The sequence below is a fragment of the Curtobacterium sp. MCSS17_007 genome (assembly GCF_003234175.2).
Taxonomy (GTDB): domain Bacteria; phylum Actinomycetota; class Actinomycetes; order Actinomycetales; family Microbacteriaceae; genus Curtobacterium.
Window position 1 is genome coordinate 2,859,575 of record NZ_CP126257.1, and the last position, 20,485, is coordinate 2,880,059.

At 72.9% G+C, this 20,485-nt stretch carries 20 protein-coding genes; 8 read left to right on the plus strand and 12 right to left on the minus strand.

The features are described 5' to 3' along the window. Positions 1 to 283: 283 nt before the first annotated feature. On the minus strand, positions 284 to 4,093 hold the full coding sequence (locus DEJ22_RS13560) for an ATP-binding protein (RefSeq protein ID WP_111228416.1): 3,810 nt from the start codon (positions 4,091 to 4,093) through the stop codon (positions 284 to 286). Between the two features lie 128 nt (positions 4,094 to 4,221). Here DEJ22_RS13560 and DEJ22_RS13565 point away from each other — a divergent pair, with 128 nt between their 5' ends. The 3 genes from DEJ22_RS13565 (at position 4,222) to DEJ22_RS13575 (ending at position 6,594) form a co-directional block, all read left to right on the plus strand. After that, positions 4,222 to 5,109 carry an HpcH/HpaI aldolase/citrate lyase family protein gene (locus DEJ22_RS13565; protein WP_220033816.1) on the plus strand — a complete coding sequence of 296 codons (888 nt, stop codon included), beginning with the start codon at positions 4,222 to 4,224 and terminating at the stop codon, positions 5,107 to 5,109. Positions 5,110 to 5,118: 9 nt separating this feature from the next. Beyond that, complete coding sequence (locus tag DEJ22_RS13570) at positions 5,119 to 5,604, plus strand: DUF6264 family protein (RefSeq protein WP_111228415.1); 486 nt, start codon at positions 5,119 to 5,121, stop codon at positions 5,602 to 5,604. Between the two features lie 114 nt (positions 5,605 to 5,718). Next, on the plus strand, positions 5,719 to 6,594 hold the full coding sequence (locus DEJ22_RS13575; protein WP_111228414.1) for an aldo/keto reductase: 876 nt from the start codon (positions 5,719 to 5,721) through the stop codon (positions 6,592 to 6,594). 72 nt (positions 6,595 to 6,666) lie between these two features. Here DEJ22_RS13575 and DEJ22_RS13580 read toward each other — a convergent pair whose 3' ends face one another. Then, entirely contained in the window at positions 6,667 to 7,173 is a 507-nt protein-coding gene (locus DEJ22_RS13580; protein ID WP_111228413.1) for a hypothetical protein, read from the minus strand. A 105-nt stretch (positions 7,174 to 7,278) separates the two neighbouring features. On the opposite strand from DEJ22_RS13580, the gene DEJ22_RS13585 reads away from it, so the two are divergent. After that, on the plus strand, positions 7,279 to 8,244 hold the full coding sequence (locus DEJ22_RS13585; protein WP_111228412.1) for an NAD(P)H-quinone oxidoreductase: 966 nt from the start codon (positions 7,279 to 7,281) through the stop codon (positions 8,242 to 8,244). 46 nt (positions 8,245 to 8,290) lie between these two features. Here DEJ22_RS13585 and DEJ22_RS13590 read toward each other — a convergent pair whose 3' ends face one another. The 7 genes from DEJ22_RS13590 to DEJ22_RS13620 form a co-directional block, all read right to left on the minus strand. Further along, entirely contained in the window at positions 8,291 to 9,046 is a 756-nt protein-coding gene (locus tag DEJ22_RS13590; protein WP_111228411.1) for an amino acid ABC transporter ATP-binding protein, read from the minus strand. Continuing rightward, positions 9,043 to 9,921, minus strand: a complete 879-nt coding sequence (locus tag DEJ22_RS13595) for an amino acid ABC transporter permease (protein ID WP_111228410.1) — start codon at positions 9,919 to 9,921, stop codon at positions 9,043 to 9,045. The genes DEJ22_RS13590 and DEJ22_RS13595 overlap by 4 nt, the downstream gene beginning before the upstream one ends. A 4-nt stretch (positions 9,922 to 9,925) precedes the next feature. Next, complete coding sequence (locus tag DEJ22_RS13600) at positions 9,926 to 10,747, minus strand: ABC transporter substrate-binding protein (RefSeq protein WP_111228409.1); 822 nt, start codon at positions 10,745 to 10,747, stop codon at positions 9,926 to 9,928. Positions 10,748 to 10,840: 93 nt separating this feature from the next. Continuing rightward, on the minus strand, positions 10,841 to 11,335 hold the full coding sequence (locus DEJ22_RS13605) for a cupin domain-containing protein (RefSeq protein ID WP_258379738.1): 495 nt from the start codon (positions 11,333 to 11,335) through the stop codon (positions 10,841 to 10,843). Beyond that, on the minus strand, positions 11,332 to 12,711 hold the full coding sequence (locus DEJ22_RS13610; RefSeq protein ID WP_349775147.1) for an amidohydrolase family protein: 1,380 nt from the start codon (positions 12,709 to 12,711) through the stop codon (positions 11,332 to 11,334). Before DEJ22_RS13610 ends, DEJ22_RS13605 begins: the two co-directional genes overlap by 4 nt. After that, on the minus strand, positions 12,708 to 14,393 hold the full coding sequence (locus DEJ22_RS13615) for an adenosylhomocysteinase (protein WP_111228408.1): 1,686 nt from the start codon (positions 14,391 to 14,393) through the stop codon (positions 12,708 to 12,710). The genes DEJ22_RS13610 and DEJ22_RS13615 overlap by 4 nt, the downstream gene beginning before the upstream one ends. Positions 14,394 to 14,436: 43 nt before the next feature. Further along, on the minus strand, positions 14,437 to 15,384 hold the full coding sequence (locus DEJ22_RS13620) for a PrsW family intramembrane metalloprotease (RefSeq protein ID WP_111228407.1): 948 nt from the start codon (positions 15,382 to 15,384) through the stop codon (positions 14,437 to 14,439). Between the two features lie 73 nt (positions 15,385 to 15,457). On the opposite strand from DEJ22_RS13620, the gene DEJ22_RS13625 reads away from it, so the two are divergent. The 3 genes from DEJ22_RS13625 to DEJ22_RS13635 all read left to right on the plus strand — a co-directional run bounded on the left by DEJ22_RS13625 (position 15,458) and on the right by DEJ22_RS13635 (position 16,725). After that, positions 15,458 to 15,721 carry a glutaredoxin family protein gene (locus DEJ22_RS13625; protein WP_111228406.1) on the plus strand — a complete coding sequence of 88 codons (264 nt, stop codon included), beginning with the start codon at positions 15,458 to 15,460 and terminating at the stop codon, positions 15,719 to 15,721. A gap of 137 nt (positions 15,722 to 15,858) precedes the next feature. Further along, positions 15,859 to 16,134: a GlsB/YeaQ/YmgE family stress response membrane protein gene (locus tag DEJ22_RS13630; RefSeq protein ID WP_111228405.1), complete on the plus strand. Its 276-nt coding sequence runs from the start codon at positions 15,859 to 15,861 to the stop codon at positions 16,132 to 16,134. A 141-nt stretch (positions 16,135 to 16,275) separates the two neighbouring features. Beyond that, positions 16,276 to 16,725, plus strand: coding sequence for a hypothetical protein (locus tag DEJ22_RS13635; RefSeq protein ID WP_111228404.1), 450 nt, complete (start codon positions 16,276 to 16,278; stop codon positions 16,723 to 16,725). An 838-nt stretch (positions 16,726 to 17,563) separates the two neighbouring features. Here DEJ22_RS13635 and nadE read toward each other — a convergent pair. The 3 genes from nadE to DEJ22_RS13650 all read right to left on the minus strand — a co-directional run bounded on the left by nadE (position 17,564) and on the right by DEJ22_RS13650 (position 18,898). Further along, entirely contained in the window at positions 17,564 to 18,391 is an 828-nt protein-coding gene (gene nadE, locus DEJ22_RS13640) for an NAD(+) synthase (protein WP_111228512.1), read from the minus strand. A gap of 76 nt (positions 18,392 to 18,467) precedes the next feature. Further along, the gene (locus tag DEJ22_RS13645; protein ID WP_181430996.1) at positions 18,468 to 18,635 is read right to left on the minus strand and encodes a hypothetical protein; all 168 of its coding nucleotides are present in this window, start codon (positions 18,633 to 18,635) and stop codon (positions 18,468 to 18,470) included. Between the two features lie 134 nt (positions 18,636 to 18,769). Beyond that, complete coding sequence (locus DEJ22_RS13650) at positions 18,770 to 18,898, minus strand: hypothetical protein (RefSeq protein WP_258379750.1); 129 nt, start codon at positions 18,896 to 18,898, stop codon at positions 18,770 to 18,772. Positions 18,899 to 19,339: 441 nt separating this feature from the next. Here DEJ22_RS13650 and DEJ22_RS13655 point away from each other — a divergent pair, with 441 nt between their 5' ends. Further along, the gene (locus DEJ22_RS13655; protein ID WP_111228513.1) at positions 19,340 to 20,476 is read left to right on the plus strand and encodes an AI-2E family transporter; all 1,137 of its coding nucleotides are present in this window, start codon (positions 19,340 to 19,342) and stop codon (positions 20,474 to 20,476) included. Positions 20,477 to 20,485 lie beyond the last annotated feature (9 nt).

A 20,485-nucleotide genomic window follows, 5' to 3' on the forward strand; every position in this document is an offset into this window, starting at 1 on the left:
TGTGGGGGCACGTCGCGCAGGAGCTGGGCGTCGTTCTCCCCGTCGCGGTGGCGCGCCGGTTCCGGGGCCGGGGTCGGGTCGCTGCCCGGCACCGGCTGGGTGGTGACGCGCCTGCTGCGGCGAGGCGCGCCTCCCGTCCGGTCGGTCGTCGCGTCCGCCGGCGTCGTGGGACGGACGGGAGGCACGACCTGCGCTGCGTCGTCAGCCCGCGTCCACGTGCCCACCAGCTGGTCCGTCTCCGGCGTCACCGGGCCGGCCGCCCGGGATGCGCGCCGGGACCGGCTCACCGGCGGGCTGGGATCGGGGGGATGGAGATCTCCTGGGTGGCACCGCGGTCGACGCCGAGCACCGACGCCACCGTGTCCGCCACCCGGTCCGGGTCGGAGAACAGCTGGAAGGCGTGCACGCGCACGTAGTGCCAGCCGAGTCGACGGAGCACCTCGGGGCGGAGCCGCAGGGTCTCGCGCAGCGAACCCCGGACGAGCGACGCGTCGGTCTCGATCGTCACGCAGACGCCGCCGTGCGCCGCCACCAGGCCGAGCTTGCCGCGGTGTCCGAGCGCGACCGGGATGCCGCGCATCTCGAGGCGCCGGGCGAGGTCGACGAGCAGCGGGTCGGAGTCGTCCGGCACGTACTCGGCGGTGGTGCGGGCGCGGACCTCGGCGAGGATCTCCGCCAGGGCCACCGTGCCGTGTCCCATGCGCTCCGCCTCGATGTCGGAGGGCTGGAAGCACGTGACGATCACCATCGAGCGACGAGCACGCGTCATCGCGACGGCGAGCAGACGCTCACCACCGGGCTTGCCGAGCGGACCGAAGTCGCGCAGCACCCGCCCGTGGGGGGTCCGGCCGTACCCGATCGAGAACACGACGCGGTCGCGGCTCTGCGCCACCGACTGCTCGAGCGTGGCGACGATGAACGGCTCGGCGCGGTCGCCGATCACGAACTCCGTCAGGTCCTTGTGCCCCTGCGCCGCGGTGAGCACGGCCTGCTCGACGCGCACCGCGTGCTTCGCCGAGGCCGTGATGACCATGAGCGACTCGGTCGGGCGTGTGCGGGCGTGCTCCATCACGAGCCGGACGACGCGGTCCACCTCGGCGTCGACGCTCTCGACGGCACCGGACTCGGGGTCCGGCACGGCCTTGCCGTCGCTGACGTAGTCGATCGCGATCGAACCGTGGCCGAGGAAGGACCCGGCCCACGGCAGCGACTCGATCCGACCGCCGTAGAAGCGACGGTTCACGAGCTCGGCGAGGTCCTCGCCGCCGGCGCGGTACGAGCGCGTCAGCGACAGGGTCGGCAGGAGCGTTGACAGCTTCGCGAGCGCCGAGTCGGCGTGCAGGGCGTCGAGCGTGCCCTCGTCCACCTGCAGTGCGCGGTGGTCGGGGTCGACCGCGATCCGGAACGGCGACGGTGTCTGCGTCACCGGGTCGCCGAACACGACGGTCTGCCGGGCACGTCGGACGGCGCCGACGGTCTCGGCGATCGTGACGGCTCCGGCGTCGACGAGGATCACCGTGTCGAAGGGCATCGTGTCGGCGATCTCGGGGACCTCGTACGGCGACGCCAACCAGACCGGGGCGATCGATCGCGACAGGTGCGGGGCCGAGTCCTGCAGCAGGCGCGAGGTGATCGCGCCCTCCTTGAGCTGCGTCTTCAGCGCGGTGGCCTCGTCCGGCCAGTCGACGAGCCCGACCTTCCAGTTCTCGGCGAGCTGCCACGCGAGGCCCTGGGAGACCCCGGCCGCGTGGGCGTCGTCGACGAGCCGGAAGTCGGCCTCGACCCGGTCGAGCATGTCGGTGTTGCCGCCGAGCAGCGCACGGTCGGACTCGAGCATGGTCTCGAGCGCCGACTGCCACCAGGCGAGCTCGAGCTCGGCCGGCACCTGGGTGTCCGGTACGTGGCGGTTCGCCAGGTCGGTGATGAGCGGCTCGAGCTGCAGGTCGCGGAGCGTCTGCATGAGCTCGGTGCGCTCCTGCAGGTTGTGCAGCACGTCGGACTCCGCGGCGAGCTCGGCGATCGTCGGCACGAGCTCGTCGATCGGCAGGTTCGCGAGCTGACGGTCCCGCTCGGTGCGACCGAGGGGCTCGTCGAGCCGGGCGAGGTCCTGCACCACGTTCGAGAAGAGCACCTGGACGTCCCCGATGCCCGTGGGCACCTCGGGGTTCACGCCGGCGGCGACGTACCGCTGCCAGAGCACGCGCTGCTGCTGCACGCGGGTGAGCGCCTCGTGCAGGTCGGAGACGTGCACGCCGGGGCGGACGTACTCGCGGGCGAGCTTCTTCAGGCGGCGTCGGTTCGTCGAGGACATCGGCGCGCCCTCGCCGCGCGGGGCGGTGGCGGCGACGAGCTCGGAGACCGATCGGTCGAACACGACCGGCAGGAAGCGGTCGAGGGTGTCCCGGATCTCGGTGAGCAGGCGGAGGTAGATGCCGAGCTCGTTGATCGTGGTGAACTGCCGCATGTGCGTCGTCGCCACGAGATCGTGCGCGCGACGGAGCAGCGTCGGCAATCCGTCGGCGTCGAGGTCCTTCGCGGTCTTGTGCGCCCGCTGCGCGCCGTCGCTCGAGCCGAACTTCGCGCCGTACCAGGGCGAGTCGTCGGGGCCGTAGCGGAACTCGCCGAGGTTCGCGGCGCTGACCATCGTCTCGGCGACGCGGGACCGTCCCTCGACCATGCTCGTCACCGAGCGCTTCGACAGGCGCGCGGTCGTCGACGGCGGCACGGGCAGGAGCGACAGGCGGGACAGCTCGACCAGGCAGTCGAGGACCGAGACGCCGAAGTCGGGGTCGACGCGGGTGAGCGAGCCCCGGTAGTCGGTGAGCACCTTGCGGAGCCGGACGAGTGCGTCGTCGACCTCGCGCAGGTTCGGTCGCGACGCCTTCTCGTTGCGGGCGATCGCGCGGACGACGTCGCGGCGGAGCGTCGCGGGGGTGACGGCGACACCGGGCAGCTGGACCTCGGTGAAGCGCGCCGCGATGCCGCGCAGGGTCGCGCGGCGGGGGCTCACGACGAGGACGCGCTTGTTCGCGGCGACCAGGCCGCCGAGCGCGTTGACGATCGTCTGCGTGCCGCCGGTGCCGGGCAGCGTCTTCACGACGATCGAGTTGCCTGCCGTGATCTGCGCGATCACGTTCTCCTGCTCGTCGTCGGCGTCGAGCAGGAGCGTGTCGGTCTCGGGGCTGCGCTCGTCCGACGGCGTCTGCTCGACCGGGTGGTAGGACTGCTCGACCTGCCACTTCGCACTCGGGTTGCCGGCCAGGGCGTCGAGCACCGGGTGCGACAGGTCGCCGGTGTCCTCGACCATGCCGCTCGAGACCTCGGCGAAGGTCGACACGACGAGGCGTGCGTGCACCGAGAACCCCGGGATGTGCGCCGTCAGCCCGCGCAGTCGGTCGATGACGGGGTTCGGCGTGAAGGAGCCGTCCTGCTGCGCGAGCGCCACGAAGGACTGCGCGTCGAGGATGACCCCGTACTGCTCGTGCAGTGCGTCGGCCAGGCCCGGGTTGAGCACGGGCTCGCCGAGCAACCGGACCTCGAAGTCGCGGCCGTGCCGACGGATCGCGAGCGGCCGGAGCAGGACCGGGCCGCGGAAGTGCTCGTCGCCGTGCTGCCAGTCGGCCATGCCGATGCCGAGCTTGACCGCGTCGATGCCGCGCACCGTCGCGAGCTCGGTGCCCTTCGCCTCGACCTGGGCGGCGGCGACACGCGCGGCACGCAGCGCGACCTCGTCGCGGATCAGGCTGGAGAGCAGGGTGGTCTTGCCGGTGATGAACTGCGCGAGACCGCCGGGATGCGTGGTCGACAGCTCGATCCGTGCGCGCGGGTGGTCGCTGAAGTGCGTGAGCGGGCTCGTGCCGCCGACGCCGGTCAGCTGGCTCCGCCAGGCGTCCCACGTCGGCTCGGCGGCGTTGCCGGCCTGGAGGCGCGGGTCACCCAGGCTGATCGCCTGCGGGCTCGTGAGCTGCAGCTCGGGACGCAGCGTGCGGTCCGGTTCGTCGGTCACGGCGTCCTGCTGCTCCCGTCCGTCCACGGGCGCAGCGGCGCCCTCGACGGGGACGTCGTCGTTTCCGTCGTCCGCGCCGTCGGTCACCCTGTCTCGCCACACATCCGACACTGTAGGCGGAAGCGGGCGGCCTCTCTGGCAATGACCCGAGGTTTCGGGGTTTCCGTGCGGGCCCGGCACCCTCCCCGAGCGGGCGATGTGGTAGCAACGTGGGCATGGCCATCGACGACCGTCCCGCCCCGTCCGCCCCTGCTCCCTCGTCGGCCCGGCCGGACCGGCGGCGCTCGGTCCCCGCCGAGATCTCCCGGTCCTGGCTCCTCGTGCCCGGCACCGCGGCGGACCGCTTCGAACGGGCGCAGCGGTCGCGCGCCGACCAGATCATCCTCGACGTCGAGGACGCGGTCGACCCCGCCGCCAAGCCCGGCGCCCGCGCCACGGTCGCTTCGTGGCTGGCCGGCGGCGGCGAGGCATGGGTGCGGATCAACGACGTGACGACGGACTTCTGGGCGGACGACGTCGAGGAGCTCCGGGGGCTCCCCGGGCTGCAGGGCGTGATGCTCGCGAAGACGGAGTCGCCCGCGCAGGTCACCGACACCTGGCACCGGCTCGGCGGCCACACCCCGGTGATCGCCCTGGTCGAGTCGGCGCTCGGGATCGAGGAAGCGACCTCGATCGCGAAGGCCCAGGGCGCGTTCCGCCTGGCGTTCGGCTCGGGCGACTACCGCCGCGACACCGGGACCTCGGCCGACACGCTCGCGATGGCCTACCCGCGCTCACGACTCGTCGTCGCTTCCCGCGTCGGCGACCTGCCCGGTCCGATCGACGGCCCCACGGTCGGATCGGCGCACGCGATCCTCCGCGAGCAGTCCCAGGTCGCGGTGTCGCTCGGTCTGACCGGCAAGCTCTGCCTGGACACCGAGCAGCTGCCCGTCATCAACGAAGTCATCTCCCCCACCCCGACCGACGTCGCGTGGGCGCAGGACTTTCTCGACGACTTCGAGGCCCGCGGGCAGGTCATCCGCGACGGCTCGGACCTGCCGCGACTCGGCCGCGCGCAGAAGATCCAGCGGCTCGCCCGGGCCTTCGGCGTCGAGGCGCGGTAGACCGGACGCATGACCTGGTCGAACCCGTCCCCGCCGTCCGGTCCGCAGTCCGGTCCGTCACAGTCCGGCCAGGGGAGCACCGAACGCGCCGAGTGGGTGCGTGGCGGCACCACGCTGTTCCCCGCCGGGCGGATCGCGGACCGGGTGTCGACGGTGCTGCTGCTCGCGGCCGGAGCCCTGCTGACGATCCTCGCCGTGGTCATCGGGATCATCGCGGTGGCGTCGGCCACCGCAGGGTGCGATGCCGCGAGGGGCTGCTCGCCGGGCCGGTTCCTCGGCGGCGCGGCCATCGCGGCGGGCGGATCGTTCGTGATCGGGGTCGCCACCGTCGTGCTCGCCGTCGGGGCCTGGGTGCGTCGTCGCTCGTCGTGGTGGATCGCGGCGCTCGGCTTCGTCCTCGCGATCGTGGTCGTCACCTGGGGCGGGGTCGTGTTCGCGGAGGCGACCGACTCGGCGACGGGTGCCGGCCAGGTGACCGCACTGCAGCGCCCCTAGCCGCACGTCCGTCGGACGGGAGGCACGTGGCAGCGTCGCCACGTGCCTCCCGTCCGTCCTGTCCGGAGGGGACACGCTGGGCATCGCGCCGACCCGTCGGCGCATGCTGGGCGCATGAAGCAACGAGTCATCGGAGACGTGTCGGTCAGCGCGATCGGACTGGGCGGCATGCCCATGTCCATCGAGGGGCGCCCCGACGAGCGGCAGGCGATCGCGACCATCCACGCGGCACTCGAGGCGGGCGTGACGCTCATCGACACCGCCGACGCGTACCACCAGGCGGCGAAGGACGAGGTCGGGCACAACGAGGAGCTCATCGCGAAGGCGGTCCGGGAGTTCCACGGCGACACGGACGCCGTGCTCGTCGCCACGAAGGGCGGTCACCTGCGACCGGAACCGGGTCCGTGGGCCAAGGACGGTCGGCCGGAGTACCTCAAGGAGGCCGCGAAGGCCTCGGCGAAGCGGCTCGGCGTCGACGCCGTGGGCCTGTACCAGTTCCACCGACCCGACCCTGCCGTCCCGTACGCCGACTCGATCGGTGCGCTCGCGGAGCTCCTCGACGAGGGCGTCATCCGGATGGCGGGCATCTCGAACGCCGACCCGGACCAGATCCGCCTGGCGAACGAGGTCCTCGGCGGGCGCCTCGCCTCGGTGCAGAACCAGTTCTCGCCCGCGTTCCGGTCGAGCGAACCGGAACTCGAGCTGTGCGACGAGCTCGGCATCGCGTTCCTGCCGTGGAGCCCGCTCGGCGGCATCGCCAAGGCCGCGGACCTGGGGACCGCCTACGAGGACTTCGCCGTGATCGCCCGGGAGCGCGACGTCTCCCCGCAGGTCGTGGCGCTGGCGTGGGAGCTGCAGAAGAGCGACGTCGTCATCCCGATCCCCGGGGCGTCGCGCCCGCAGTCGATCCTCGACTCGGTCGTCGCGGCGACGGTGAAGCTCCGCGACGAGGACGTCGCGCGGCTGGACGCGGCCCGTCCGGCCGTCTGATCCGCGCGCGACCACCGCACGACGACGCCCCGCCCACCGATCGGTGGGCGGGGTGTCGTGGTGCAGGTACGGCTAGGACAGCGGGCAGACCGTGCGGAAGTCGTTGCTCGCGGCCTCGAGCCCTTGCGTGGACGCTCCGAACGCCGTCATGTCCGCAGAGGCCGGATCCTGGGAGATCGCCTTCACCTGGGTGAGCAGGTCGCGGTACGCGGCCTGGAAGGCCTCCGCCTTGGGCTTGACCTCGGCGTTCTGCACCGACGAGACCCCCTCGGACACCGACTGGTCGAGCTCGTCCAGCTTCGCCAGGGCGGCGGCCGGGTCGGCCTGCAACTGGCTCGACTGCTCCTGCAGGTCCTTCGCGGCGTCCTCGACCTTCGACTGGAAGGCGCTGCACGCCTCGGCCTTGCTCTGCGACGCGGCCTTCGGCGTCGCAGACTCCGGCGCGGCGCTCGCCGAGCTCGCCGACGAACCGGCCGCGGCGCCGTCGTCGTCCGAGGCCCCCGAGCCTCCGGACGAGCAGCCGGCGAGCAGTGCGACGGCGAGCGCGGCGGTCGCGACGGCGATGGTCTTCCTGGGCATGTGTGTCCCCCTGTCCACGTCCGCGCTCCCGGACGGGCGCGGATCCGCTCCGACGCTACAGGCCGACCGTCCAGGGTGTCGCCGGGTCCGGCGTAGCGTCGAGGCATGCAGGCGATCACAGCGCACGACGGCGGACTCCGACTCGACGAGCACCCGGACCCGGTCGCGGGCCCCGGCGAGGTCCTGGTCGAGGTCATCGCCGCGGGCGTGAACAACGCCGACCTGCAGCAGGTCGCCGGCAACTACCCGCCGCCGCCCGGCGCCTCCGAGGTGCTCGGGCTCGAGGTCTCGGGGACCGTCCGCGCGCTCGGCGAGGGCGTGGACGGGTTCGCCGTGGGTGACCGGGTGTGCGCGCTGCTCTCGGGCGGCGGCTACGCCACGCTCGTGGTGGTGCCCGCGACGCAGGTGCTGCCGGTGCCCGACGGGGTGGACCTGGTCGAGGCCGCCGGGCTGCCGGAGGCCGCGTGCACTGTGTACTCGAACCTCGGGATGATCGCGGGGCTCCGACCCGGGCAGACCCTCCTGGTGCACGGCGGCACCGGTGGCATGGGGTCGCACGCCGTCGTGTGGGCGAAGGCCCTCGGAGCCCGGGTGATCGCGACGAGCGGCGGCGAGCGGAAGGTCCGGGCGTCCCGCGAGCTCGGCGCGGACCTCGTGGTGGACCACCGCACCGAGGACTTCGTGGAACGTGCACTGGCGTTCACGGACGGCCGCGGGGTCGACGTGGTCCTCGACGTCGTCGGCGCGGACTACCTGGCGAAGCACCTCGAGGTGCTCGCACCGAACGGGCACATCGCCGTGATCGCTGCCGGGAGCGGTGCGAAGGGCGAACTCGACTTCGGCGCGATGATGCGCAAGCGCGCGACCATCAGCGCCACCACGCTGCGTGCCCGTCCAGCCGACGAGAAGGCGGCCATCGTCGCGGCGGTGCGCGAGCACGTCTGGCCGATGGTCGCGGACGGCAGGATCCGCCCCGTCGTCGACTCGGTCCTGCCGCTGGCCGAGGCGGCCGAGGCGCACCGGCGCGTGCGGGACGGCGAGGTCATCGGCAAGGTGCTGCTCGCGGTGTAGTCCCGCGCTGCTTCCGCCCCTTCCGCGAGACGCAACGTCGGCGGGGTCAGGCGTGGACGCGCGAGAGGAACTCGACGAGCGCCGGGTGCTGCGGGCGGTCGAGCACGTCGGCCGGGGCGCCCTGTTCGACGACCTCGCCGCGGTGCAGGAACACGATCCGGTCGGCGACGTTCCGGGCGAACGACATCTCGTGCGTGGTCATGAGGATCGTCGCGCCCTGCTCCTTGAGCTCGCGCACCAGGTCGAGCACCTCGCCGACGAGTTGCGGGTCGAGCGCGCTCGTCACCTCGTCGAGCAGCAGCAGCTCTGGCGTGGTCGCGATCGCCCGGACGATGGCGACGCGCTGCTGCTGGCCGCCGGAGAGCCGGTCCGGGTAGGCGCCCGCGAAGTCCGCCAGGCCGATGCGGTCGAGCAGCCGGCGGGCGGTGGCCTCCGCCTCGGCCCTGCCGACCCCGTGCACCTGCCGCGAGGCGAGCGTCACGTTGTCGAGCACGGTCATGTGCGGGAAGAGGTTGAACTGCTGGAAGACGACACCGATCCGTGCGCGCGTCGCGTCGACGTCCGTCCGCGGGTCCGCGATGTCCGTCCCCTGGAGCAGGATCTCACCGTCGTCGATGCCCTCGAGCAGGTTCACGGTCTTGAGGAGCGTGGACTTGCCGGACCCGGACGCCCCGATGACGCAGATGACCTCGTGCCGGTGCACGGTCAGGTCGATCCCGCGCAGCACCTCGTGGTCGCCGAACGACTTGCGCAGCCCGCGCAGCTCGAGCACGTGCACCGTCTGCTCCGACGTCCCGGTCACACCGTCCCCCCGATCTGCTCGCGTCGCTGCTGTCGGCGTGCGACCGCGTCCGTCACGCGGATGAGCGGGAGGCTGATCACGACGAACAGCAGGCCCGCGACGAAGTACGGCGTGAAGTTGTAGGTCTCGGCCTGCGCGATCTGCGCGCTCCGCACCGCGTCGACCGCGCCGAGGATCGACACCAGACCGACGTCCTTCTGCATGGACACGAAGTCGTTCATGAGCGCCGGCGTCACCTTGCGGACCGCCTGCGGCAGCACGACCAGCCGCAGCGTCTTCGCGTGGGACAGGCCCAGCGAGCGGGCGGCCAGGCGCTGGGACGGGTGCACGGCCTCCATGCCGGCGCGGAGCACCTCGGCGACGTAGGACGAGTACGTCAGCACGATCGCGATCGTGCCCCAGACCTCCGGTGGCTGCCGCGGGAAGATCCCGAGCCCCGGGATGCCGAAGCCGACCAGGTACAGCACGATGATGAGCGGGAGCCCGCGGAACAGGTCGGTGTACGCCGTCGCGAGCATCCGCAGCGGGAAGAACACCGGGTTCCGCAGCCCGCGCACGACGGCGAGCAGGGTGCCGAGCACCGCGACGCCGATCACACTGAAGATCAGGATCCGGATGTTCAACCACAGGCCGAGCAGCACGTCCGGGAACGTGTCGATCGCGGTCTGCGGGTCGAAGAACGACTGCTGGACCGCGGCCCAACCGGGGGTGTTCACGACGCCGAGCCAGACCACCGCGATCACGACGAGCGTCGAGACGACCGACACGACGACCGAGCGGCGGCCGCGCTGGCGGCGGTAGAGCCGTCGCTCCAGTTCGACCTGGCTCGGTGCGGGGGCGGCCACCGGTGCACCGGAGCCTGCGGGAGCGGTCATGCGTCTACTGCAGGACGGGGGTGTTCGTCTCCGAGGAGAGCCACTTCGTCTGCAGGTCGGCGAGCGTGCCGTCCTCCTGCAGCGACGTGAGCGCGTCGTCGACCTTGCTCGTCAGTGCAGAGTCCTTCGGCAGGACGAACCCGAACTGGTCGCCCTTGCCGTCCTGGGGGAACTGGGCCGACACGGTGCCGTCGTCGAGCTGCGCGGCCGACATGTAGAACGCGGTCGGCAGGTCGGTCACGATCGCGTCGATCTGACCCGACTTCAGGGCCAGCACGGCGTCGTCGTTCGAGTTGAAGACCTGCGGGGTGACACCGAGGACGTCCTTCACGGAGCTGATGCTCGTCGAGCCGGAGGCGACCCCGATCGTGTCCTGCGCCAGTGCTGCGACCGTGGTGTCGTCGGCGGCCTTCGACCCCTTCGTCGTCACCACCGCCTGCGTGGTCGTGTAGTACGGCGTCGACATGTCGACGGCCTTCTTGCGCTTCGCGTCGATCGAGAACTGCTGGACGTTGAGGTCCCAGTCCTTCGGCCCGGGGGCGATCGCGCTGTCGAAGGTGCTGCGCTTCCAGACCACGTCCGCCTCGTCGTAGCCCATCTCCTTCGCCACGGCGTACGCGACGGCGGACTCGAAGCCCTTGCCGGACTGCGGGTCGTCGTCCTCCACCCACGGGGAGTAGGCGGGCTGACCGGTCGCGATGGTGAGCTTGCCGTCGGTGACGGTGCCGTCGCCACTGCTGTCGCCACCGCCCGAGCAGGCGGAGAGGGCGAGGACGGCGACCGCGGCGGTCGCAGCGGCGAGGGAGAGACGGCGGGTGCGGGTCACGGGCGGGCCTTCGTCAGGGAGCGGGGGCAGGTCGCAGTGTACCGGTGACTGGGATACCAGCGCGAAGCGGATGACCGCCCGCGACGCTGGTCGCTACGCCATCGTGAAGTCGTCGAACGAGAAGCCCGGGGACACCAGGCAGCTGAGGAGCACCTCGCCGTCGCCGGGCAGGGTCCGCTGCCAGACGCCCCCGCGCACGAACGCCTGCGCGTCGTGCACCCGGTGCCGTCCGGCGTCGGGGCCGAGGGTGATGCGGTCCCCGGGCTCCGGCGCGTCCCCGGACCCACCGAGCTCGAGCACGACGGTGTCCGGTCCGTGCCACATCCAGATCTCGTCGCTCGTCACCCGGTGCCACGCCGAGGACTCCCCCGGCGGCAGCAGGAAGTGGATGAGGGTCGCGGCGGGCCGATCCCCCGCCGCGGTCTCGACGGTCGCCGGCGAGGTCCACGTGCGGACGTACCAACCGCCCTCCGGGTGCGGTTCCATGCCGAGCGCCGCGGCGCGCTGCGGGACGTCGAGCCACTCGATCAGGTCGCCGCCGACGGTGCGGCGGGCGACCATGCCGGGACGGGGTGCGGTGTCGGTCATCGTTCCTCCTGGGGACGAGCGGGGGCGGGGTCGTGGGCGGGGGACCACGGGTGGACGGTGCCGTCGCTGGCCCGGACGTCGCCGCGGACGATCGTCGCGACGGCCCGGCCGGCACCGTCCTCGACGAGTTCGGCGAGCGCGTCGGGCACGGTCCGGGCGTCGACGTCGAACACGGCCAGGTCGGCCCGGGCCCCGACGGCGAGGTGGCCGGTGCGGTCCGGTCCGACGGCGAGCCCCATGGCGTGGGCGCCGCCGAGCGTCGCGGCGGCGAGCAGCCGCTCGTGCAGGTCACGGTGCGCGTAGCCCTGCGAGCGGGCGATGCGGTGCAGCGCGGTGACGTCGGCCATCGGGTCGAGGGACGGTGACGACGACAGCGAGTCGGTGCCGATCGCGATCGGGCTGCCCTCGCGCAGGTAGTCGGCGACCGGCGGCGGGTCGAGCCCGATGACCGCGTTGGACCGGGGGCAGAGGGCGACCGTCGTGCCGCGGGCGCGGAGGAGCGCACGGTCGGACGCGGTCATGTAGACGCCGTGGGCGATGTGGCAGTCCGGCCCGAGCACGCCGAGGCGGTCGACGAAGGCCGTCGCACTCGCCCCGAACCCGAGCGCGCGCATCGCCCGGAAGGACGGCACGTTCGCCAGGTGCCAGTCGGCGGTGTGCCCGACCCCGTCGACCCCGTCGAGCCCGGGCACCGGCCCGAGCGCGATCCGCTCACCCTCGAACGCCGCTTCGCCCAGGTGCAGGTGGAGCCGGAGTCCGCGCTGGCGCACGATGTCGGGGAGCTCGAGCAACGGTGCGACGTCGAGCGAGTAGGGCGCGTGCGGCGAGAGGCCCGCGCCCGGCGTGGTCGGGATCCGCGCGAGCTCGTCGAGGACCTGGTCGCGACCGTGGGACTCCCACGCCGCGTTCTCCCAGTCCATGACCTCCCAGTAGGCGATGCCACCGAGGCCGTGCTGCTCGAGGACGTCCGCCGCCTCGATGTCCGTCACGATGTCGGCGATGCTCGTCACCCCCGCCTCGATCGAGGCGACGGCCCCGGCGGCGGCCTCGGCCCGCCAGTCGTGCGGCAGCGCGTAGTCCTCGTTGAAGGCGGCTGCCCAGTCCTCGAACCCTGCGTACTGCCGTTGTCCGACACCGCACATGCCGGTGTACTGCAGGTGGGAGTGCGCGTTGACGAGACCGGGCAGGAGCGCGCCGCGCCACCGCCGCTCCGTCCAGGCGTGTCCGGCCGCGTCGAGCTGGTCGACCACCCACGACCGGTCGCCGACGTGCAGGATCCGACCGTCCCGGACCGCGACCGCGCCGTCGGCGATCGGCGGTGCGGTCATCGGCACGACGACGCGTGCGGCGTGCACGACGACGGACCCCGCGCTCACGACGGGTCTCCGAAGCGGTGCGTGCGGACGTCCGGCTCGCGGTCGACGGGCTGCTCGGCGCGCGGGCCGGGAGGCGCGACCCGGCTCCCCCAGGCGGCGAGCGCCGCACGCGCGGTCACCTCGTCCACCGCGGCGTCGACCGGCACGACGTCCCGCTCGAGCTCGTCCCCGCGCTCGAGCAGCATGCGCAGGGCGCCGAGCTGCACGGCGAAGGACAGGTCCATGACCTCGACCGGGTTGCCCTCCGCCGCGCTCGTGTTCACGCCGCCGCCGCCGGCGAGGACCACCACGTGGTGGTCGTCCGGCCAGGTGACGCGTTCCACGTGCGGTGCCTCGGTCGTCCGGACGGCACCGGCCGCCGCCGCGTCGTCGAGCGCGACCTCGTGGTCGACGCCTCCCGCCACCGACACGACGGCGCCGGCAGCACAGGCCCGCAGGACGGCGTGGTCGATCGTGCCCGCCACCCCGGTGGCGCTCACCACGAGGTCGGCCTCGCGCACGGCGTCGACGAGCGGCGCGACGGCGTGCCCGGCGAAGCGCGCCTGCAGCGCCCGGACCGGGTCGACCTCGGCGACCGTCACGTGCAGGCCGAGTGCGACGAGCACCTGGGCGACCCCCTCGCCGACGGGGCCGAACCCGGCGACGACGGCAGTGCCTCCCGCCCGGACCCGGTGCGCGACGGACGGGATGCCGTCCACCAGGTCGACCGTCGCGAACACCGTGGACTGGCCCGTGCCGTGCCGGTTGTCGGGGAACGTCTTCGTCCTGGCGTCGTTCACCGCGACCACCGGGATGCCGAGCGTGCCCCGCTCGGCCATGCGCCGCAGGGGACGGAGGCCGCTCGTCGTCTCCTCCGCCGCGCCGAGCATCGTCGGCAGCAGGTCGGGACGTTCCTGGTGCGCGAGTCGGATCAGGTGCGAACCGTCATCGAGCAGCACGTGCGGGCGGGAGTCGAGCATCGTCAGGGCGAGCCGCCGCTGCTCGGCGAGCGAGGCGGTGCTGCTGGCGTGGACGGGCAGGCCGGCCGCGCGCAGCTCGTCGGCGACGGCGTCGTCCGTCTCGTCGGCGTGCGCGTACACGACGACGTCGGCTCCGGCGTCGCGGAGGAGCAGGCTGAGCACCGCCGTCTTCGGCTCGAGGACCATCGAGACCCCGACGCGGGTGCCACGGAGCAGCCCGCCGTCCCGGAGTTCCGCCGCGACGGCACGGGAGACCGGCATGGCACGGCGGGCCCAGCGGATCCGGGCTGCGGCGGCGGGGTCCTGCTCGGGCTCCCGGCCGGTGGAGACGAGGAACACGTCGTCCGACAGCGCGGGGACGGTGAGCACGCCGGGCCGGACCGGCGCGACCGGACCGAAGGCGTCCTCGTCGACCGCGGGAGCGTACCGTCCGGCGTCGACGACGACGAGGGTGGCCCCACGGGGCCGGTCGGCCTCGCGTTCCACGGCCGCGGTGGACTCCTCGGGTTCGCCGAGGCACCAGAGCTGGTCGACGGGCTCGTGCTCCTCGGCGGCACGCGCGCCGAGGCCGACGAGCAACGCGGTCAGGACCGTGGCGTCGCCGGGGTCACCGCCGAGGACCCGGAAGCCACGGGCGGCGACGAGCAGGTTGGTCGCCGCTGCGAAGCGGCGGACGGCCGCCGAGGCCCACGCGGCCCGGTCGGGGTCGGGTCGCTGCGGCATGGGGCAATCGTAGGGTGCGCGGGAGTCCGCGTCGCGCCCGGCGTCAGGGCGCGTGCGGCGGAGGCGTGGTCTGCCACACGGGTGCCGCGGCGTCCCGGGCAGCGGCGCGGGCGCGGTCCACGCGCCGGTGGTGCAGCAACACCCCGACCAGGACGACGACCCCGACGAGCGTCACGACGAGCAACCCGACCACGTACAGCGTCGTCGCGAAGCCCACGAGCCCCGGAGGCACCGCCCCCGAAGCCGCCGCGGAGAACGGGGTGCCCGTCAGCACGAACGCGAGGACCGTGGACAGGGTCGCGTTGCTGTCCCAGAGCCCGTGCAGCACCGAGGAGACGACGTAGGCGGCCGGAATCGACCACGACCACCGGAACCGCGCGCCCCCTCGGGCCGCACCGAACAGCACCGCCCCGACGACCGCCGTCCACAGCACGTGGCCGACGGGTGCGAGCACGGCCCGCACCACCTCGGTCTGCAGCAGCGAGTACAGGTCGATGCCGCGCTGGGTGATCGCGGCGTTGAAGGCGTACCCGGCGGACTCGAACGCGGCGAACCCGGCACCGATCGTGGCCCCGAGCAACGCCCCCTGCCGCGCGGTCTTCGGACGGACCCGCCACCCGACGACGACGAGCAGGACGGCCTTGACGAACTCCTCCACGAAGCCGACGACGACGAAGACGAACGCGCCCTGGCGGAGGTCCGCCTCGAGCAGCGACGCGCCGAGCACGCCGAGGACGCCGCCGACGAAGAACGCCGTCACGAGCTGCATCGTGCTGACCGTGCCCGTGACCCGCTCGATCACGAACAGCACGACCGTGAAGGGCACGAGGAAGCTCCCCAGCAGGATGATCGTCGGCACGAGGTTCGTGTTGCTCGTCACGACCGTGACGACGATCGTCACCACCCAGAGCACGAACCCGGCGAGCAGGGTCTTCCACCACCAGCCGTGGCGGTGGTGCGGGTGGACGGAGCCGTCCGTCATCGCGGTCATGGCGCCATCGTGCTCCCCCGCCCGGCGGAGGGTCGCGGGAATGTCCGATCGGTGCCGGACGTACTGTACGGACATGACTGATGCGACGTTCGACAAGGTGACGATGTTCGGCGCGGACTGGTGCCGCGACTGCCGACGCTCGAAGGCGCTGCTCGACCGCCTCGGGGTCGACTACGACTACGTGGACGTCGAGGCCGACCTGTCCGCCGCGGACCGCGCCGAGGCGATCAGCGGCCGCAAGAACATCCCCGTCGTGGTGCTGCCGAACGGCAGGCACTTCGTCGAGCCGTCGGACGCGGAGCTGCAGGCCGAGCTCGAGGCGACCGGCGCGGTCTGAGCACCGGCGCTGCGCCACCCGCTCCTGTACCTCCATACAAGCTGGGTGGACGCTGAGGGACCCCGGAGTTCAATCGGGACCCGACCACGACCGCGGGCACCCCTGACCGCGGCACGGTCCGAACCAAGGAGGACACCGTGCTCGGTCTCATCATCAGCCTCATCATCATCGGCCTCATCGCCGGCGCCCTCGCCCGGCTGATCATCCCCGGCAAGCAGCACATGTCGATCCTCATGACGATCGTGCTCGGCATCGTCGGATCGTTCGTCGGCGGGTTCCTGGGCTTCCTCATCTTCCAGCACGACCCGATGGACGGCTTCTTCCAGCCGGCCGGCATCATCGGCTCGATCATCGGTGCCGTCATCGTGCTGTTCCTGTACACCCGTTTCGCGGGCCGCGGCGCTCGCCGCTGACCCAGCGCGGACACCGCCGCCGACCGACGTCGGGGGCGTCGGCACCCGTCACCCCGGACCACGCTCGTGGCCCGGGGTGACCTGCGTCCGGGGGTACAGGGCGCCCGGGCCGCACATGACCGGAGGCGTACCGTCCGCGTCATGACCGACGAGAACGAACGCCCCACCCCGGAGGACGACGCCGCACGGCTCGGACTCGTCGTCGTCGGCGAGGCCGCCGCCCTGCACGCAGGGGACGACGGCGCGCTCGACGCGAGCGAGGAGAACATCCGCGAGACCATCGACAGCATGGTCGACGAACCGCTCACCCCTCGGCAGGAGGAAGTGGTGGAGCAGCTCGCTGCGGCGGGCGGCACGCTCACCGCCGGCCTGAGCGGCGCACTGGCGTCGAAGACCGGCGGCAAGGTCGAGGACGTGCTCGCGGGTGCCGCCCGCAGCGTCGTGTGGCAGCAGCGGCTCGCGGCCGAGCGTGCCGCAGTGCAGCCGGAGGGCGGGCACGGGGTCGGCAGCGAGCGCTCCGACCACGGCGAGCGTGAGGACGCGGGCGGCCAGCAGCGCCGCCGGGACGGCGACGGGCGCGACGAGGCCTGACCTCGTCGCGCCCGGCGGCGTGCTCTCGCGCCGGATCAGTCCGCGGCGGACGCTTCCTGCTCGCGCGCCACCGCGCGAGCCGCTGCCTGACCGGTCGTCGTGCTCTTCACGATGTCGCTCAACGTGAAGCCGGCCGTCGTACCGAGCAGCGCGTCGAGTCTCGATCGCCTTCACCCGGAGCACGGCCTCGGAGTGCTGCGCCAGCGCGTCTGCCTGCGCCTTGGTCGCGTCCGCCTCGGCGTGACCCTTCGCACGGATGGCGTCGGCCGCGGCCGCACCCTCGGCACGGGACGCGTCTGCCGCGAGCTTGCGGGCGTCTGCCTCGGCCTGGGCTTCGGCGGCGACGGCCTCTGCGGAGATGCGCCGGGCCTCGGCATGGGCGCGGGCGGTCTCGACCTGGGCAGCCGCGGCCGCCTCGGCCTCGACCCGGGTCTTCCGCGCGTTCGCCTCGGCGACGGCGGTGACCTCGGACTCGAGCTCGGCGCGGCGGAGCTCGGCGCGCTTCTGGGCCGTGATCTGTTCCTGCTCGACGACGCCCTGCGATGCGCGGGCCTGCGCCAGCGGGCCCGCCGCGGCGGCCCCACGATGATCAGCGGGACCGCGCCGAGCGCGAGCAGGACTTCCATGATCCCCCCCCCCCCCCCCCCCCCCCCCCCGTCGCGTCCGTCGCGACCGGGGTTCCGCATCCGTCGTTCCGTCGGGATCATCCCAGGAGCGCGGGCACGGCTGCGGCAGTCCCGTGTCCGTGGCTGTGGAGGACCGCCGGGTCGACGGACGGGAGGCGCGGTGCAGGTCGGACCTGCACCGCGCCTCCCGTCCGGACCTGCGGTGGTCGGGGCTACGCGCCCTGCTGCCACCAGCTGTCGAAGGGCGTTGCGGGCACGCGACGCTTGTGCTCGGTCGCGCGGTACCGGGTCTCGATCGCCTCGGCGACCTCGGCCGGCACGTCGTGACCCTGCAGGTAGGCGTCGATCTCGACGTACGTCAGACCGAGGTTCGCCTCGTCCGTCTGCCCGGGCAGGTCGTCGAGCAGGTCGGCGGTGGGGGCCTTCTCGTAGAGCCGGGCCGGAGCGCCCAGGTGCTCGAGCAGCTGGCGCCCCTGGCTCTTCGTCAGGCCGGTCAGGGGCGTGAGGTCGACGCCACCGTCACCGTACTTCGTGAAGAAGCCGGTCACGGCCTCGGCCGCGTGGTCCGTGCCGATGACCAGCAGCCCGCGCTGACCCGCGACGGCGTACTGGGCGACCATCCGCATGCGGGCCTTGACGTTGCCCTTCACGAAGTCGCTCAGCTCGACCCCCGAGGCGGCCGTGTCCTGCACGACCCCGTCGACGCCGTGCTCGATGTTGACGACGATGCCCGGGTCCGCCGCGATGAAGCGGAGCGCGAGCTGCGCGTCGTCCTCGTCCGCCTGCACCCGGTAGGGCATGCGGACGGTGACGAACTCGACCTCGCGCCCCTCGGCTCGCAGTGACTCCACCGCCAGCTGGGTCAGGCGCCCGGCGAGCGTCGAGTCCTGGCCGCCGCTGACGGCGAGGACGTAGCCCTTCGCGCCGGTCGTGGTCAGGTAGTCGCGGAGGAACCCGACGCGGCGGGCGACCTCCTGCTCCGGGTCGATGGTCGGCTGGACGTCGAGGTCCGCGGCGATGGCGGCTTGGAGTTCACGCACGCGACCAGTATCGCGCTCCGTCCGCGCCGACGCCCGGATTCACCGGCAGCACCCGGCTGCCGTTCACCCCGGCGACTCAGCCGATCGCGGGAGCGGTCGGGTGCCGGATCGTGTTGTCGTGGTCCGCCCCGATCGCGCACGTGCAGACGACCTGCAGTGTCTCGTCGGTCCGGGTGAGCCGGAACCGTTCGACATGGGGCGGGCCGATGTGGCGGTCGAACGGGTGGGTGTCGTGGTCGTGCACGTCGGGTCCTCCCTGATCCGGACTCCGCTGGTGAGGCGGAGGGGGCTCGCAGCCCTGTCCGAGCATTGTTCATTCGAGCCGGACGGGCCGCGAGTCCCCTGTTCAGGGGGCGGGAGGCCCGTCGGCCCGACGCGTCAGACCTGGTCGCCGAGGAAGTCCGCGTACGACGGCTCGTCGTGCTCCGCTCCGGCCGGGGCCGTGGTGTCGGAGGCGCCACCGACGCGATCGGCGATGATGTCCGCGATCTCGTCGGGTGAGCGCATGCCGTGCCGGTGCCAGTCCTCCGTGGGCCGGGGCGTCACGAGAGCTCCGCCAGGATCGTCTGCGCGAACGAGGAGGCGGGGGTGCGGGTCTGGCCCGCCGAGAAGTCGAGGTGCGCGGTGCAGGGGTAGTACGTGGCGGTCACGGCAACCTGCCCTTCGTCGGAGTGGTGCGCACTCCGGATCCGACCGGGCCGTCCCGCTGTGCCAGACCTCGCAGACCGCGAGGGCATCGTGACGACGGGACCCTGAGGAAGAACCCGGCGGATCCAGCGTAGGAGTGGCGGAGTACTGCGTCCACGCCGATGCGCTTACCGGCGACCGCCCACGATGCACGGCGCGCACCCGACCCCCACCGTGGGCACCGTGGGGCGTGGCCGGCACCGGTCCGCGGGACGACCGCGTCGGTAGCGTGGTGGTCCCGCACCACCAACGAGGAGCCTCATGCCCCTGTTCGGCAACACCACCACCCCGTCCGACGCGACGCCGGGGCCGTTCGTCCGCAAGTGGACCGACGGATTCGGGAGCCTCGCGACCCGGTGCCTGCAGGTGATCATCGTGCTCGTGATCGCCATCGGCGTCGTCTACGCGGCCGCCACCCTCAGCGTCGTCACGATCCCGGTGCTCCTCGCGCTCATCATCGCGTCGGCGATGCACCCTGTCGTCTCCTGGCTCCGGCGGCACAAGGTGCCCTCGGTGCTCGCGACCCTCGCCGTGCTCCTCGGCGTGCTCGTCGTCCTCGGGCTGGTCGGCTGGCTCATCGTGGTCGCCGTCATCGCCCAGTGGCCCGACCTGCAGAAGTCGGCCCTGCGCGGGTTCGACCAGCTGCAGGACTTCGCCGCGCACCTGCCGATCTCGATCTCCGACGGGCAGGTCGACCAGGCGGTGAAGGGCGTCCAGGACTTCCTGACGAGCTCGCAGTTCGGCTCCGGAGCGCTCGCGGGCGCCTCGGCCACCGCGAACTTCCTCACCGGCCTGGTGCTGATGATCGTGGTGCTGTTCTTCTTCCTCAAGGACGGCCCCGCCATCTGGGAGTTCCTCCTGCGCCCGTTCACGGGCGCCCGGTACGAGCGCGCCCGCCGGGTCGGCGACCGCGTCGTGCACACCCTCGGCGGGTACGTCCGCGGCACGGCCAGCGTCGCCGCGGTCGACGCCGTCGGCATCGGCGTCGGCCTGGCGATCGTCGGGGTGCCGCTCGCACTCCCCCTCGCCGTCGTCGTGTTCATCACGGCCTTCATCCCGATCGTCGGCGCCACCGCTGCTGGCATCCTCGCAGCCCTGGTCGCACTGGTCGCCAACGGCCCGGTCGCTGCGCTCATCGTCGTCGGCATCGTGGTCCTCGTGAACCAGCTCGAGGGCAACCTGCTCCAGCCGGTGCTCATGGGCAAGACGCTCAAGCTGCACGGCCTGGTGATCCTCATCGGGCTGACCGCGGGCACCGTGCTCGCCGGCATCACCGGCGCCATCATCTCGGTGCCGCTCCTCGCCGCCGCATGGGGTGCGGTGCAGGTCTGGGACGGGCCGGACGTTCCCGCCAAACCCTGGCGGCAGAAGCGTCCGGAGACCGCCGAGCGGCGGTAGTCGCCGGCA